The 15204-nt window shown below is 67.7% G+C and carries 18 protein-coding genes; 1 reads left to right on the top strand and 17 read right to left on the bottom strand.

Annotated features, from left to right (window positions below; genetic code table 11):
- Nucleotide 1: 1 nt before the first annotated feature.
- The 12 genes from rplN to rpsJ all read right to left on the bottom strand — a co-directional run bounded on the left by rplN (nucleotide 2) and on the right by rpsJ (nucleotide 5948).
- Nucleotides 2-370, bottom strand: a complete 369-nt coding sequence (rplN, locus tag ACFY0F_RS25380) for a 50S ribosomal protein L14 (RefSeq protein WP_003998823.1) — start codon at nucleotides 368-370, stop codon at nucleotides 2-4.
- A 208-nt stretch (nucleotides 371-578) separates the two neighbouring features.
- Nucleotides 579-863 (bottom strand): 30S ribosomal protein S17, encoded by a 285-nt coding sequence (gene rpsQ / locus ACFY0F_RS25375; protein ID WP_018543912.1) that lies wholly within the window; start codon nucleotides 861-863, stop codon nucleotides 579-581.
- The gene (rpmC, locus tag ACFY0F_RS25370) at nucleotides 863-1087 is read right to left on the bottom strand and encodes a 50S ribosomal protein L29 (RefSeq protein WP_007494763.1); all 225 of its coding nucleotides are present in this window, start codon (nucleotides 1085-1087) and stop codon (nucleotides 863-865) included. The genes rpsQ and rpmC overlap by 1 nt, the downstream gene beginning before the upstream one ends.
- A complete protein-coding gene (rplP, locus tag ACFY0F_RS25365) occupies nucleotides 1087-1506 on the bottom strand; it encodes a 50S ribosomal protein L16 (protein ID WP_132857211.1) in 420 nt (139 codons plus the stop codon). The genes rpmC and rplP overlap by 1 nt, the downstream gene beginning before the upstream one ends.
- A 5-nt stretch (nucleotides 1507-1511) precedes the next feature.
- Nucleotides 1512-2336 (bottom strand): 30S ribosomal protein S3, encoded by an 825-nt coding sequence (rpsC, locus tag ACFY0F_RS25360; protein ID WP_094215512.1) that lies wholly within the window; start codon nucleotides 2334-2336, stop codon nucleotides 1512-1514.
- A complete protein-coding gene (gene rplV / locus ACFY0F_RS25355; RefSeq protein WP_019329637.1) occupies nucleotides 2336-2683 on the bottom strand; it encodes a 50S ribosomal protein L22 in 348 nt (115 codons plus the stop codon). Before rplV ends, rpsC begins: the two co-directional genes overlap by 1 nt.
- 43 nt (nucleotides 2684-2726) lie before the next feature.
- On the bottom strand, nucleotides 2727-3008 hold the full coding sequence (rpsS, locus tag ACFY0F_RS25350) for a 30S ribosomal protein S19 (protein WP_073753479.1): 282 nt from the start codon (nucleotides 3006-3008) through the stop codon (nucleotides 2727-2729).
- Nucleotides 3009-3020: 12 nt separating this feature from the next.
- Nucleotides 3021-3857, bottom strand: coding sequence for a 50S ribosomal protein L2 (rplB, locus tag ACFY0F_RS25345; RefSeq protein WP_388798514.1), 837 nt, complete (start codon nucleotides 3855-3857; stop codon nucleotides 3021-3023).
- A gap of 40 nt (nucleotides 3858-3897) precedes the next feature.
- Complete coding sequence (gene rplW / locus ACFY0F_RS25340; RefSeq protein WP_145886671.1) at nucleotides 3898-4317, bottom strand: 50S ribosomal protein L23; 420 nt, start codon at nucleotides 4315-4317, stop codon at nucleotides 3898-3900.
- A complete protein-coding gene (gene rplD / locus ACFY0F_RS25335) occupies nucleotides 4317-4970 on the bottom strand; it encodes a 50S ribosomal protein L4 (RefSeq protein ID WP_388798511.1) in 654 nt (217 codons plus the stop codon). Before rplD ends, rplW begins: the two co-directional genes overlap by 1 nt.
- A gap of 8 nt (nucleotides 4971-4978) precedes the next feature.
- On the bottom strand, nucleotides 4979-5623 hold the full coding sequence (gene rplC / locus ACFY0F_RS25330; protein ID WP_005481233.1) for a 50S ribosomal protein L3: 645 nt from the start codon (nucleotides 5621-5623) through the stop codon (nucleotides 4979-4981).
- Nucleotides 5624-5639: 16 nt separating this feature from the next.
- Entirely contained in the window at nucleotides 5640-5948 is a 309-nt protein-coding gene (rpsJ, locus tag ACFY0F_RS25325) for a 30S ribosomal protein S10 (protein ID WP_003948644.1), read from the bottom strand.
- Nucleotides 5949-6562: 614 nt separating this feature from the next.
- Between rpsJ and ACFY0F_RS25320 the strand changes: the two genes are divergently transcribed.
- Nucleotides 6563-7090: a restriction endonuclease gene (locus ACFY0F_RS25320; protein ID WP_388798508.1), complete on the top strand. Its 528-nt coding sequence runs from the start codon at nucleotides 6563-6565 to the stop codon at nucleotides 7088-7090.
- A gap of 526 nt (nucleotides 7091-7616) precedes the next feature.
- Here the strand turns inward: ACFY0F_RS25320 and ACFY0F_RS25315 are convergent.
- The 5 genes from ACFY0F_RS25315 to tuf all read right to left on the bottom strand — a co-directional run bounded on the left by ACFY0F_RS25315 (nucleotide 7617) and on the right by tuf (nucleotide 15143).
- Complete coding sequence (locus ACFY0F_RS25315) at nucleotides 7617-8129, bottom strand: hypothetical protein (protein ID WP_388798505.1); 513 nt, start codon at nucleotides 8127-8129, stop codon at nucleotides 7617-7619.
- A gap of 109 nt (nucleotides 8130-8238) precedes the next feature.
- On the bottom strand, nucleotides 8239-10029 hold the full coding sequence (locus ACFY0F_RS25310; RefSeq protein ID WP_388798502.1) for an alpha/beta hydrolase: 1791 nt from the start codon (nucleotides 10027-10029) through the stop codon (nucleotides 8239-8241).
- Nucleotides 10030-10036: 7 nt separating this feature from the next.
- Nucleotides 10037-10315: a hypothetical protein gene (locus ACFY0F_RS25305; protein ID WP_388798499.1), complete on the bottom strand. Its 279-nt coding sequence runs from the start codon at nucleotides 10313-10315 to the stop codon at nucleotides 10037-10039.
- Nucleotides 10316-10719: 404 nt separating this feature from the next.
- A complete protein-coding gene (locus tag ACFY0F_RS25300; protein ID WP_388798496.1) occupies nucleotides 10720-13755 on the bottom strand; it encodes a glycosyl hydrolase 115 family protein in 3036 nt (1011 codons plus the stop codon).
- A 194-nt stretch (nucleotides 13756-13949) separates the two neighbouring features.
- On the bottom strand, nucleotides 13950-15143 hold the full coding sequence (gene tuf / locus ACFY0F_RS25295) for an elongation factor Tu (RefSeq protein WP_388798493.1): 1194 nt from the start codon (nucleotides 15141-15143) through the stop codon (nucleotides 13950-13952).
- Nucleotides 15144-15204 lie beyond the last annotated feature (61 nt).

The raw sequence follows: 15204 nt of genomic DNA, 5'->3' as shown, positions 1-15204 counted from the left end.
CTTACAGCACCTCCGGAGCCAGCGAGATGATCTTCATGAACTTCTTCTCGCGCAGCTCACGGCCAACCGGGCCGAAGATGCGGGTGCCGCGAGGGTCACCGTCGTTCTTCAGAATGACGGCGGCGTTCTCGTCGAAGCGGATGTACGAGCCGTCCGGACGACGGCGCTCCTTGACGGTGCGAACGATGACCGCCTTGACGACGTCACCCTTCTTCACGTTGCCACCGGGGATCGCGTCCTTGACGGTGGCGACGATGACGTCACCGATGCCCGCGTAGCGGCGACCGGAGCCACCGAGCACACGGATGCAAAGGATCTCCTTCGCACCAGTGTTGTCGGCGACACGCAGTCGCGACTCCTGCTGGATCACGTCTATCTCCTGATCGTCTGCCGGTTCCCGCAGGGACCCTGTCGGGCCGAGCCTGCGAGCCTGGCGGAACTGTCCTGCGGGGATGCTCCGCAGGAATTACTTGCGCCTCCGAGGGCGGAAAACCACGCCGGGGGCCTCACCACGGCCAGACCCTGGGGCCTGGGGGCTTCAGCCCCCGGCGGGGGCAGCGGGGCGGAGCCCCGCTTGATTACTTCGCCTTCTCGAGGATCTCGACGACGCGCCAGCGCTTCGTCGCGGACAGCGGCCGGGTCTCCATGAGGAGGACGCGGTCGCCGACACCCGCGGCGTTCTGCTCGTCGTGGGCCTTGAGCTTGTTCGTACGACGGATGACCTTGCCGTACAGCGCGTGCTTGACGCGGTCCTCGACGGCGACGACGACGGTCTTGTCCATCTTGTCGCTGACGACGAGACCCTCACGGGTCTTGCGGAAGCCGCGCGCCTCTGCGTTCTCAGTCACGTTCTTCTCGCTCATCAGGCGTTCTCCACCGTTTCGATGCCCAGCTCACGCTCGCGCATCAGGGTGTAGATCCGCGCGATGTCCTTGCGGACCGCCTTGAGACGGCCGTGGTTCTCGAGCTGACCGGTCGCCGCCTGGAAGCGGAGGTTGAACAGCTCTTCCTTGGCCTCGCGGAGCTTCGCCAGAAGCTCCTCGTTGCCCAGCTCGCGCAGCTCGGACGCCTTGGTACCGGCCGACATCACGCTTCACCTGCCTCGCGCTTGACGATCCGGCACTTCATCGGCAGCTTGTGGGCCGCACGAAGGAGCGCCTCACGGGCGATCTTCTCGTTCGGGTAGGACAGCTCGAACATCACCCGACCCGGGTGAACGTTCGCGATCCACCACTCCGGCGAACCCTTACCGGAACCCATGCGGGTCTCGGCAGGCTTCTTGGTCAGCGGACGGTCCGGGTAGATGTTGATCCAGACCTTGCCGCCACGCTTGATGTGGCGGGTCATCGCGATACGGGCCGCCTCGATCTGGCGGTTGGTCACGTACGCCGGCGTGAGGGCCTGGATGCCGTACTCGCCGAACGCAACCGTCGTACCGCCCTTGGCCTGACCACGGCGCTTCGGGTGGTGCTGCTTGCGGTGCTTGACCCTACGGGGGATCAGCATTTCGGTCAGGCCTCCGTTCCGGTGCTCTCAGCCGGAGCGGACGCGGGAGCCTCGGCCTTGGGGGCCTCGGCGCCGGCAGCCTGCTGCGGCTTGCGACCGCGCCGCTCGCCACCGCGGCCACCACGGGCCGGGCGGTCGGCACCGCCACCGCGAGCCGGGCGGTTACCCGCACGGGCGGCAGCGTTCTCGGCGCGGACCTCGGCGATGTTCTTGACGTCGCCCTTGTAGATCCAGACCTTCACACCGATACGGCCGAAGGTCGTCTTGGCCTCGAAGAAGCCGTAGTCCACGTTCGCACGGAGCGTGTGCAGGGGCACGCGGCCCTCGCGGTAGAACTCCGAGCGGGACATCTCGGCGCCACCGAGGCGGCCACCGCACTGGATCTTGATGCCCTTGGCGCCGGCCTTCATCGCCGACTGCATGCTCTTACGCATGGCGCGGCGGAAGGAGACGCGGGAGGAGAGCTGCTCGGCAACGGCCTGGGCCACGAGCTGAGCGTCGGTCTCGGGGTTCTTGACCTCGAGGATGTTCAGCTGGACCTGCTTGCCCGTGAGCTTCTCGAGGTCGCCGCGGATGCGGTCGGCCTCGGCGCCACGGCGGCCGATGACGATGCCCGGACGAGCGGTGTGGATGTCCACACGCACGCGGTCACGGGTGCGCTCGATCTCGACCTTGGAGATGCCGGCGCGCTCCATGCCGGACGTCATCATCCGACGGATGGCGACGTCTTCCTTGACGTAGTCCTTGTACAGCTTGTCGGCGTACCACCGGGACTTGAAGTCTGTGGTGACACCGAGCCGGAACCCATGCGGGTTAACCTTCTGGCCCATTACCGGGTTCCTTCCTTGCTGCTGACGACCACGGTGATGTGGCTGGTCCGCTTGCGGATCCGGTAGGCACGGCCCTGGGCGCGCGGCCGGAACCGCTTCAGGGTCGGGCCCTCGTCGACGTACGCCTCGGAGATGTAGAGGCTGTCGGCGTCGGTGTGGTCGTAGTTGTGCGCGGCGTTGGCGATGGCGCTGTCGAGCACCTTGCCGACCGGCACGGAGGCTGCCTGCGGAGCGAATCGCAGAACAGCCTGGGCCTCCGTGGCGTCCATGCCACGGATGAGGTCCACCACGCGGCGGGCCTTCATGGGCGTGACGCGGATGTACCGCGCCTGGGCCCTGGCTTCCATGGTTGTCCCTTCAGTTACTTACGTGTCTGAATGCGATCCGCTGCTAGCGGCGCTTCGACTTCCGGTCTTCCTTGACGTGGCCCCGGAAGGTGCGGGTCGGCGAGAACTCGCCGAGCTTGTGGCCGACCATCGACTCGGTGACGAACACCGGGATGTGGGTCTTGCCGTTGTGCACCGCGATCGTGTGGCCGAGCATGGCCGGGACGATCATCGAGCGACGGGACCAGGTCTTGATGACGTTCTTGGTACCGGCTTCGTTCTGCGTGTCCACCTTCTTGATCAGGTGGTCGTCGACGAAGGGTCCCTTCTTCAAGCTACGAGGCATCTCAACCCGTCCTTAGCGCTTCTTGTTCGTCTTGCGGCGGCGGACGATGTACTTGTTCGACGCCTTCTTGGGCGAACGAGTACGGCCTTCCTTCTTGCCCCACGGGGACACCGGGTGGCGACCACCGGAGGTCCGGCCCTCACCACCACCGTGCGGGTGGTCAACCGGGTTCATCACGACACCACGGACGGTCGGGCGAACGCCCAGCCACCGCTTGCGGCCCGCCTTGCCCCAGTTGATGTTGCTCTGCTCGGCGTTGCCGACCTCGCCGACGGTGGCGCGGCAGCGCTGGTCGACCAGGCGGATCTCGCCGGACGGCATGCGGAGGTGGGCCATCGAGCCCTCCTTCGCGAGCAGCTGCACGGAGGCACCGGCGGAGCGGGCGAACTTGGCACCGCCACCGGGACGGAGCTCGATCGCGTGGATCGTGGTACCGACCGGGATGTTGCGGAGGGCCAGGTTGTTGCCCGGCTTGATGTCGGCCCCGGGACCGTTCTCGACGCGGTCACCCTGCTGCAGGTTGCGCGGGGCGAGGATGTAGCGCTTCTCGCCGTCGGCGTAGTGCAGCAGCGCGATGCGCGCGGTGCGGTTGGGGTCGTACTCGATGTGCGCGACCTTCGCCGGCACGCCGTCCTTGTCGTGACGACGGAAGTCGATCACGCGGTAGGCGCGCTTGTGTCCGCCACCCTGGTGGCGAACGGTCACACGACCGGCGTTGTTACGGCCGCCCTTGCTGTGCAGCGGGCGGACCAGCGACTTCTCCGGCGTGGACCGCGTGACCTCGACGAAGTCGGCGACGCTGGCGCCACGACGGCCCGGCGTAGTCGGCTTGTACTTGCGGATTCCCATTTCTCAGTCCTCGTCCGATATCGGACGATCCGGACCGCCCTCAGGCGGTCGGACCGCCGAAGATGTCGATACGGTCGCCCTCGGCGAGGGTCACGATCGCGCGCTTGCTGCCGGCACGCTGACCGAAACCGGTCTTCGTGCGCTTGCGCTTGCCCTGGCGGTTGATCGTGTTGACCCCGGTGACCTTGACCGAGAAGACCGCCTGGACGGCCTGCTTGATCTGGGTCTTGTTGGCGTTCGGGTCGACGATGAACGTGTACTTGTTCTCGTCGAGGAGCGCGTAGCTCTTCTCGGAGACGACCGGCTTCAGCAGGACGTCACGGGGGTCCGTGTACGACTTGCTCAGCGGGGTCTCGACGGTGTTCTTGCCCTCGGTGGCGTGGCGACGCGCCTTGGCGACGCGCGCGGCCTTGGCGGCCTTGGCGGCCTTCGAGGCAATGCTCGGGTGACGCGTAGCCATCAGGCCTCGCTCCCTTCGGTGTCAGCGGCCTTGGGGCCAGACACGAAGGACTCGAAAGCGGCCTGGGTGAAGACCACGTCGTCCGAGACGAGAACGTCGTACGTGTTCAGCTGGCCCGGCTCCAGGATGTGGACCTGGGGCAGGTTGCGGGCGGACAGCCACGCGGCCTCGTCGGCGCGGTCGACGACCAGGAGCAGGTTCTTGCGCTCGCTGATCTTGCCGAACAGGCTCTTGGCGGCCTTGGTGCTGGGGGTCCCGCCCTCGACCACGCCGGAGACGACGTGGATGCGGTTGTGACGCGCCCGGTCCGTGAGGGCACCGCGCAGGGCGGCGGCCTTCATCTTCTTCGGGGTGCGCTGCGAGTAGTCGCGCGGCTGCGGGCCGTGGACGACGCCACCACCGGCGAACTGCGGCGCGCGGGTCGAACCCTGGCGGGCGCGACCGGTGCCCTTCTGGCGGTACGGCTTCTTGCCACCGCCGCGGACCTCGCCACGCGTCTTGGTCTTGTGGGTGCCCTGGCGGGCAGCGGCCAGCTGTGCGACGACGACCTGGTGGATCAGCGGAACGCTGACCTTGGCGTCGAAGATCTCCGCGGGGAGCTCGACGGAACCGGCCTTGTCGCCAGCCGGCGAAAGGATGTCAACAGTGCTCATCGGTTACCTCAGGCCCCCTTGGCCGCGGTGCGGACCAGGACGAGGCCGCCGTTCGGACCGGGAACCGCGCCCTTGATGAGCAGCAGACCCTTCTCCGCGTCAACGGCGTGGACGGTCAGGTTCTGGGTGGTGACCCGCTCGTTGCCCATGCGACCCGCCATGCGGAGGCCCTTGAACACGCGGCCCGGGGTGGCGCAGCCACCGATGGAACCGGGCGAGCGGTGCTTGCGCTGGGTGCCGTGTCCGGCGCCGAGGCCCTTGAAGTTGTGACGCTTCATGACACCGGCGAAGCCCTTGCCCTTGCTCTTGCCGGTCACGTCCACCTTGACGCCCGCCTCGAAGACCTCAGCGGAGATCTCCTGGCCCAGCGTGTACTCGGAGGCGTCCGCGGTGCGGATCTCGACGAGGTGACGGCGGGGAGTGACGTCGGCCTTGGCGAAGTGGCCCTTGAGGGGCTTGTTCACCTTGCGCGGGTCGATCTCGCCGAACGCGATCTGGACGGACTCGTAGCCGTCGACGTCGTTCGTGCGGACCTGGGTGACGACGTTGGGGCCGGCCTTGACGACGGTGACCGGAACAACACGGTTGTTCTCGTCCCACACCTGCGTCATGCCGAGCTTCTCGCCCAGGATGCCCTTGATCTGCTTAGCCATTCTCAGATCACCGGCCTCAGAGCTTGATCTCGATGTCGACACCGGCCGGGAGGTCGAGTCGCATCAGAGAGTCAACGGTCTTGGGAGTCGGGTCGAGGATGTCGATCAGGCGCTTGTGCGTGCGCATCTCGAAGTGCTCGCGCGAGTCCTTGTACTTGTGCGGCGACTTGATGACGCAGTACACGTTCTTCTCAGTGGGCAGCGGCACCGGGCCCGCGACCGACGCACCAGTGCGGGTCACCGTCTCGACGATCTTCTTCGCCGAGGAGTCGATGACCTCGTGGTCGTAGGCCTTGAGCCGGATGCGGATCTTCTGTCCCGCCATGGCTACTCAGTAGTCCTGTCTCTCTTACGCTCTGGAACCCGGCGGATTCCGTCTGCTGCCTTCGTTTCTCCGACCCACGCGGTCGGGCGTGTCGCGCTTCCACTGACACAGATGTCCCTTGTTCGAACATCCCTGCGGAATGCACACGGCCCTTCCGGAACCGCAGACCGGGGGCGAAAGGCCCACCGGGCGCCTGGTCGGTGCCGCACCGCACTTCCCGAAAGATTCCCGTACGTCCGCCCCAGCGCTGCCGTGTGGCAGTTAAGGCGACGAGTACTGTGGGACTCGCTTCCGGTCCCCCCGGCGGGAGGCGCACAGCATCAACACTCGACCGAGCAACTCGGACAGTCTGCCATATGGGGCGGGTCGCTGGCCAATCGAGCCGAAGAGATTACCCCGAAGGTGACGTAGGTCAAACAGGCTCCGCTGTCAGCGACACCGCGCACGTCGCGCATATCAGGTCTCCGCCCCTGCCATGCGGCGCCGACGGTGGAGGGCGTCACCAGGACAGCGCTCGGACCGACCGATGTCAGTGGGCCGGTCTACTGTTCTGGGGCGCCGCCGTTCGGGGCGGCTCATCCTGTCATAGCGCGCTGAGCAGAGAGCGAGCCTCCGTGACCACCACCGTGCACGACGTCCTCCATGCCATTCGCCAGAAGGCGAAGACGAACCGGGAACTCGGTACCGCGTTCGAGCGGCTCATGGTGCGATTCCTGAGCACGGACCCGGTGTGGAGCGAGCAGTTCAGTCGCGTGTGGATGTACGGCGAGTGGCCCGGGGCAGCCGCGAACCATAAGGACCTCGGCATCGACCTGGTGGCGCAGGAGCGGAACACGGGCGCCGTGTGGGCGATCCAGTGCAAGTTCTATGAGGCTGAGCACACGGTCCAGAAGGCGGACATCGACTCCTTCTTCACCGCCTCCGGCAAGGGCGGTTTCGCGCACCGCCTGATCATCTCGACAACCGACAAGTGGGGGCCGAACGCGGAGGCGGCTCTGGACGACCAGCAGATCCCGGCGCAGCGCCTCGGCCTGTCGGACATCGCCGCGAGTCCCATCGAGTGGCGGCTGCCCTCCAGTGGTGACGCCGCCACGGCTACCTGGCCCGCCTCCCCGGACGCCTCCCCAGCGGCCCGATCGTGACGTACACGGTGTCGTACAACCAACCCCGGACCGGGGGCCGCCCCGAGGCCGTCCCCGCGCCCGCCCCCAAGGCACAGCCCCGGCAGCCCCACGACGACGTACCGCCACCCCCGTCCCCCACCGAGCCCGACTCCTGCTCTCCGAGCGCGCCGTCCGCCACATCGCCCCGGCCGTCGCCGCCTGGCTCGAACGCGGGGCACGCCCCGAGGCCGTGCGCCATGCCCTGACCTCGGCGCTGCCCCGTGAGCTCTCCGCAACCCGGCGGCCCTCCTCGCCCACCGCCTCACCAAACTGCTGCCGCCACCTGCGCCGACCGAACCACCGTCCGGCGACAGCCGGCCTTCCGCCCCGCCGCCGTTCCACAACTGCGAGGGCTGCGAGCGCGCGATCCGGACTCCCGTGCCGGGTGAGTACTGCCGCGACTGCCGCGACGCGGGTCTCGACACTTCCGAAGCGGCGTGAAGTCGCGCCGGACGGGCGAGCCGCCTGCCCTGCGTGACTGGCGCGAGGCGGGCAGCCGGGCGAACTAGTACTGGGTGTTGAGGTCCGTACCCTTGGGGGCCCGCCAGCAGCCGGAGACGACGTTGACCATGATCAGTGGCTCCTTCTCATGCGGATTGGTGGGGGTGGAGACCATGAGTACAGCGTGCACCGAGAAGCGTTCCTTGTCCCAGTCCGCCGTGAGGGAGAGCGACTTGGCCTTGCTCTTGTTGGGGCCGTATTCGACGATCTTCCAACCCCTCTTCGGCAGTTCCTCCCGCAGCCGCTGGAAGCCGGCCTTCAGATCGTCTTCGGAGACGCCGTAGACCGACCAGGGATGGAAGGTCTTGTACAGGTGATCGGGGTCCTCGTCGCAGGGTGTGATGCTGGGGCCCGGCTCTGTGGCCTTGCCCTTGCGAAGGCCGATCATCTCGTAGATCGCACTCGAGGCGCTCTTCGCCTTCTCACGGGCCTTGTCCACGTCCAGTGTGGGATGCCCGGAGGCCGTCGCCGAGCCTGAGGTCTGCGGCGTCGCGGGCGAGTGTCCGTTGTCGTCCACGGTCTTCGAACATCCTGCCGTGAGGAGGGAAACTACGACTGCGGCAGCGGCAAGAGCCATGGAGGTCCCTCGGCACCGCTTCCTTGCTGGAGTGCGCATCGAAATCACCTTACGGGTCCACTACTTGGCTGTACCGTCCAACGACTACGGCCGCCTGGTTTTGGAGGCTGATCGAATCCTCGTCCCAGTAGCCGCTGTGACCCCCCGTGTCGACGGCCATACGATGCGCGCCGAACGCCTCGTCGGACGGGACCGTCTGGACGTAGCCGGCGTTGTAGGGCAACCCGTGGAAGGTCTCGACTCCCCACTTGTAGCCGCCGAGGCCGGCGACCTTGCCGCCCAGTGGGACCGGGTCGTCGTGTGCTGCCTCGGCCCACACGTGACTCTTTCCGACATCCAGGTCGCTCGCGTCGCCGACCAACATGCCGGGGCTGCCCGCCACGACGATGTCGTCCGCCGCGAAATGTCCGGCTGCCTTGGATGCGGCACCCACGGTGGTGGAGCCATAACTGTGGCCGATGACGGTGGTATGGCTTGCGGTCGGGCCGCCCTGGACGGTTTGCACACCATCCAGGAAGCTGTTGAGCTTCGGCGCGCCCTCATAAGCCCAGTGCTTTTCCATGGCCTGGGGGGCGATGTTCTGTGGGGCGTCGTACCCGATCCAGGTGATGGTTGAGACCGACTTGCTGGGGGACAGGCCGTGGGCTTCCTTCCACATACGCTGCATGCGCTCGATGTCGCCGTGGGCACCCGCGAGCTTCGACTTCGTACCCGGCACATACACCGCGGTGTTGTCGGCGGTGTCCGGGTTGCCGTTGGCCAGGATGACGTGTCCGTTGCCCTTGAGGTCGAAGCCCAGTAAATAGGCCTCGGGAAGCCCGTCGACGCCCGTCTGGTCGAAGCGTGTCCGGATGGCGTCCATACCCTTGAGCTGGTCCGTGAACCGCGTGCCGCCCATGGCGTTCCACGCGGTCCACTTCGGATTACGGACCTCGCCGGCCGCCGTGAGGACCGTCTTGGGGGGCTCCGGGCCCAGCGCGTCGAGGTTGTGCTGGACCTGCGCATGGGTCTCGTCCAGCACGATCCGGTTGGACGCGTCGCGGATCACACTAGGTAAGCCGTCGAGCGCACCTATCTCGGCGGGATACAGCGCTTGGTACTCCTCGCGCTGCTCCTGCGTGAGACCGTCCCACCATTTCTTGTTCTCGGCGGGGGACTCGCCATGCGGGATGCTGTCCTTGTTGAGGTAGTCGCCGACCGCCTTCTGGACACCGCTCGTGTCATGGGCCTCGTCCATGAGCATGTCGTCGGTCACGGCCAGGCCGTCCGGTGCTTTCAGCTCGCGCAGGATCCGGGCATACCGGCTGTCGATCTCGACGGCACTGTTCACAGCCTGCGAGATGCGCTCGGCGATGTCCTCGGCCTTGCCCTTGTTGGGGTCCCCGTTGGCCTCTCCCGCGCCGGGCAGGAAGGGTACCGGGGCGCCCGGCTCGGCGGCGCCGGTGCCGGCGGATGTGCCGGGGGACAGGGGGAGCTCGGTGCTTTTCGGGTAATCGACCGAACCATCGTCGTTCACTGTGAATTTGAGATCTGCCGCGTCCTGCAGGGCCTGCTTCAGTTTTTTCTGGGCGCCGGACAGTTCCGAGGCGAGACCGTTCAGGGCCGCGCGAACGAGGCCACATTCGCTGTGCAGGTACTGGTAGTTCCGGCTCAGCTGGGTCAGATCCCGCTCGGCCGAGATGTGTCCCTCACCCTTCTGTGTGGCACGAAGCGGCGCGACCATCTCCTGGTCCACCCGTAATCGTGCGGCGTCGGATCTGTTGCTGACCTTGCCCCAGCCGTCGGCCGCGTCCTCGTACTCGGTGAGCTTCGCGTCGCGTAATTGCTGCCAGGTGGGCATGCCCGCCTCACCGAGCCCAGTCGGGTGTGTCGCCGACGCTCACGCTGCCGAGCTTCTTGGCGACGGTGGGGTCGAGCTCACCGAAGTCGCGCCCGGTCCTGGTCAGCGCGCCATGCAGCCGGCCACACTCGTTGCGCACCGAGGTGAGGCGTTTCTCCCAGGTCAGGAGGATCTCGTCCAGAGCTGCGGTGCTGGTGAAGCCGTCGGTCCCGGCTTTGACGCCCTCGTGCGCTGTCTTGAGGTCGGAAAGTCCCGAGTTGGTGGCCGTCTGCAATGCCTCGGCCACGCCGGCTGCCTTGGTCCACGGTCCCTTCGACGCCTTAAGGTCAGGACCCGCCCCCCAGGAAGGTGATGGACCACTCGCTCCTCCGCCCCCGGGGTCGGCCAAGTGGTCGATCTGCCTCCGCTGGGCCGCGCCTGCCACGAGCTGATCCCACTCGTCCCACGCCATCAGTGTTTTCCTCCCCGGTTCGTGACGGCGATGTGGTGCCTGCCGTGACCTGTTGAGTCGCTGCAGTGCGCCAGCTTATGGGAGCGATTCCAGGAGCACCTGAGTACACGTACTCAACTCGTGGCCGTTCAAGCCCAGTTGTAGCGTCACCGAAGCCGAGTAACAGGTCAGGGGTGAAGGAGGCGGCTCACTGCCTCCTTCACCCCTGATCCCGCTCACCCACCCCCCCCGGTTCGCCCTCAGACCCGCCGGCTCTCCAGTGGTCCCAGATACGTCGGCTCCAGCCCGCCCGTTTCGATGACCAGCCGCTGGAGCACCACCGTCGGGTCCACCATCCAGAACTTCAGCCGGTGCACGCCGGGCCGGCTCACCGCATGCCGTGTCGCCGTGCGGTTCACGTTGTCGGAGGTGTTGCGGGCCCAGACGGCGTTCAGCAGGCCGTCGTCCGCCCCCGCGTTGATGTCGACGGTCCGGATGTCCCCGTCGTCCAGGGACACCCCGTACCGCAGCCCGCCCGTCGGCAGGGCCGGGTTCCGCGGTGACAGGTACGCCCAGACCGTCACCTCCCCCGAATCCACCGACAGCAGGCTCACCTCGTACTCCAGCCGCGGCGAAGACCCCCCGGGCACCCTCCGCGCCCCCGTCACCGGCCAGGGCGTCATCCCCGCCCCCGTACGGCCGATGCCCTCCAGGCGCCGCCAGTGCCCCACCGCGCGGTCGTGGTGGTCCGCGTCGATCGCCACGTAACCGCCCGCCTCGACGAAGCCGCGCAGGCCCCGTCGGGAAGGGTTGTCCGTCACGCACCCGACGGTCACCGAACTTCCCGCCCCGGTCACCGTCAATGTCGCCTCCGTCCGGCCGCGGGGCGCCTTCGACCAGTCCACGCTCACCTCGACCCGCACCTGCTGCTCCACCCGTCCCCGCGGCCGGTCCACGACCAGCCACGGCGCCGAGGCCTCCACCCGGTAGTCGAAGGGGGTACGGCCCCGGTTGAAGAGCTCCACGTACTGCCGTGGCCGCGTCTGGTACGGACTGAACTCCGGCAGCGCCGCCCGCCGCCCCGACGCTCCGCCCGGCCACCAGTCCCCCGAGTCCTCCGAACCGTCCAGCGACACGCCCAGTTCCGCGCCGGTCGCGAGCTCCACCCGCCGTACCGCGGGGAACAGCACGTCCGGCAGGGCCACGTTGTCCTTCTCCGGCTGCTGCCACGGCGCGTTCGGGCCGTAGCGGTCCACGTCCCCGTAGTCGATGTGCGGTTGGGTCTGGAAGCCCTTCCATTTACCCCCGGCCACCTGGGAGTTGAAGCGGTCGGCCAGCGCGAGGTCCTTCCGCAGTCCCGCCTCCGCCTCCGCGGCCCGGTCGTTCGCCGCCGCTCTGCCCTGCCGCGCGTACAGCAGGTTCGTGAACTCGGCCGCCCGCAGCGCGTACAGGTTCGCGGTCGCCGCCACCTCGTAGCCCACCAGCTCGAACCACGCGTCCTGCACTCCGCCCGGCAGCTTGCGTGCGATCCGGTCCGCCTTCCGCGCCAGCCCCTTCCACTCCGCCGTCACACGCTCCAGCTCCCGGTGCCGGAAGTAGTACGGGGTCTGCTGGTCGTCGTTCGCCACCTGCCCCGCGTCGTCCAGGGCGATCCGGCGGTTCAGGAGTTCCGGCTTGCGCCGGGCCTGCAGCCGGCCGTACTCGGCCAGCACCTCCCCGACCGCCTCCGCCGTCGCCCCGCCGAAGTTCTGGCGGGCGTACCGGCGCTCCCACTCCCCCAGCCGGTCCAGGTCCCAGCGGTCCGGGTTCCAGGCGTAGGTGAGGAAGAACTCGGTCGGCAGCTCGTTGCCCTTCAGGTCGCCGACGTTCGCCACCCACAGGCCGTGGTTGCCGTAGGCGTGCGCCTGGTGGAGCTGGTCCCAGGTGTTGCGCAGGTTGGCCGTGTCGACCCACTTGTAGTTCCGGCCCGCGCCGACGTAGTCGAAGTGGTAGTACAGGCCGTAGCCCCCGGTCCTTGTCCCCTCCGCCGGGTCCGGGTGCTTGCGGATGTTGCCCCAGTTGTCGTCGGTGAGGACCACCGTGACGTCGTCCGGGGCGCGCAGGCCCCGGTCCCAGTACCGCTGCACCTCCTTGTACAGCGTCCACACCTGCGGAGTCTCGGCAGCGGGTCGGCCCGTCACCTCCTCGATGATCTGCCGCTGGGTCGCGATGATCTCCTGCATCAGTTCGATGCCGTCACCGTCGGGGAGGCTGGTGTCGCCGTTGCCGCGCATGCCCAGGGTCACGACGCCCTCGAAGCCCTCGTCCACCATGCGCTGGATGCCGGCCCGCCAGTACTTCCTGATCGCCTCGGCGTTGCGGCGGTACGACCACTCCCCCGTGCCGCCGTAGGGGTCCTTGCCGCCGCTCGCGTGGCGGTTCCACTCCTCGATGCCGCGCATCATCGGCGCCTCGTGAGACGTGCCCATGACAACGCCGTACTCCGCGGCCCGCCGGTGGTTCTCCGGGTCGTCCTCGGCGAAGGCCCGCCCCCACACCGCCGGCCACAGGTAGTTCCCCTTCAGGCGCAGCAGCACCTCGAACACCTTCGCGTAGAAGTCCGCGTTGAAGCCGCCCGGGTAGCCCGGCGCCTTCCCGGGACCGAAGTACGCCGGCGCCCAGGTGCCGAGGGCCGGGTTCTCGTCGTTGACGAAGAAGCCGCGGTACTTCACCGCCGGGGTGCCCTGGGTGTACCGGCCGGGCAGCACCCAGACCCCGCTCCGGCGCGCCGGGGGCACGTCGTCCCACCAGTGCCAGGGGGAGACGCCGATGCCGTACGAGACGTCGTACGCGCCGTAGATCGTGCCGCGCGGGTCGCTGCCCGCGATGACGAGGGCGCGCTCCACCCCCGGCATCGGGTGGTCCACGACCGTCTGCAGCGAGGTCTCCCACTTGCCGCGCACGCCCGTGACGTCCAGCTTGCCGGACTTCACCAGGCCGTCGATCAGCGGGCTGCGGCCGATGGTGCCCACCAGCACCGGGTGGCGTCCGATCGTGGCGCCGGGCCGTACGCCCGTCACCCGCTCGAGGTCGTCCCGCAGGTCCCCCGCCACCCGTACGACCCCCGGGTGGTCCTCGGCACTGACCACGACGGGCGCGCCGACCAGCGAGAACGCCCCGCCGGTGAACGAGATGTACGCGCCCGGGTCCGTCACCCGCAGACTTCCGCCGCCGTCCGAGGCCCACGCGACTCCCGAGGCCAGTACCGGCACCGAGGCCAATCCCGCACCGATCACGGCTCTGCGACTGACAGGCATGCCTCACCCCTCCACCCGGAATTTGGTCAGCGGCATGACAAATGCTGGGGCGTGTGACGCGGAGGGACAACGGGTCGTGCGCGGCGAATAGTTTCGAACCGAGCCGCACCAGAAAGGCGAAGGGGCCCGTACGACCGAAGTCGTACGGGCCCCTTCAGAGCTACCAGGCAGATACCCGCCGGGTCAGTTCAAGATCACTTGTTGATCTTGGTGACCTGGCCGGCGCCCACGGTCCGGCCACCCTCACGGATGGCGAACTTCAGGCCCTCTTCCATGGCGACGGGCTGGATGAGCTCCACCTTCATCTCGGTGTTGTCACCCGGCATGACCATCTCGGTGCCCTCGGGGAGGGTCACGACGCCGGTCACGTCCGTCGTACGGAAGTAGAACTGCGGACGGTAGTTGTTGAAGAACGGCGTGTGGCGGCCACCCTCGTCCTTGGAGAGGATGTAGGCCTGCGCCTCGAACTCGGTGTGCGGGGTGACCGAGCCCGGCTTGATGATGACCTGGCCGCGCTCGACGTCCTCGCGCTTGATGCCACGGAGGAGCAGACCGACGTTCTCACCGGCCTGGCCCTCGTCGAGCAGCTTGCGGAACATCTCGATGCCGGTGACCGTGGTGGAGGTCTTCTCCTGCTTGATACCGATGATGTCCACGGTCTCGTTGACCTTGAGGACACCACGCTCGATACGGCCGGTGACGACCGTACCGCGACCGGTGATCGTGAAGACGTCCTCGATCGGCATCAGGAACGGCTTGTCGACGTCACGCTCGGGCTCCGGGATGGAGGTGTCGACGGCGTTCATGAGGTCCAGGACCGACTGGGTCCACTGGGCGTCGCCCTCGAGCGCCTTCAGCGCGGAGACGCGGACGACCGGCAGGTCGTCGCCCGGGAACTCGTACTCGGAGAGGAGCTCACGGACCTCGAGCTCGACGAGCTCCATGATCTCCTCGTCGTCCACCATGTCGGCCTTGTTCAGGGCGACGACGATGTACGGAACGCCGACCTGGCGGGCCAGGAGCACGTGCTCCTTGGTCTGCGGCATCGGGCCGTCGGTGGCGGCGACCACCAGGATCGCGCCGTCCATCTGCGCGGCACCGGTGATCATGTTCTTGATGTAGTCCGCGTGACCCGGGCAGTCGACGTGGGCGTAGTGACGCGCCTCGGTCTGGTACTCGACGTGCGCGATGGAGATGGTGATACCGCGCTGACGCTCTTCGGGCGCCTTGTCGATGTTGTCGAACGGGGTGGCCTCGTTCAGCTCCGGGTACGCGTCGTGCAGCACCTTGGTAATGGCGGCCGTGAGGGTCGTCTTACCGTGGTCGATGTGACCGATGGTGCCGATGTTGACGTGCGGCTTAGTCCGCTCGAACTTCGCCTTCGCCACTGGGGTCCTCCTGGGAGTGGTTCTGGTACGCCTTACTTCATCGGCGCCAGGTGATCTTTGC

The sequence above is a fragment of the Streptomyces sp. NPDC001544 genome, from assembly GCF_042894285.1.
GTDB lineage: Bacteria > Actinomycetota > Actinomycetes > Streptomycetales > Streptomycetaceae > Streptomyces.
Note: the sequence above shows the minus strand (reverse complement) of the source record. Positions and strands in the feature narration are given on the sequence as shown.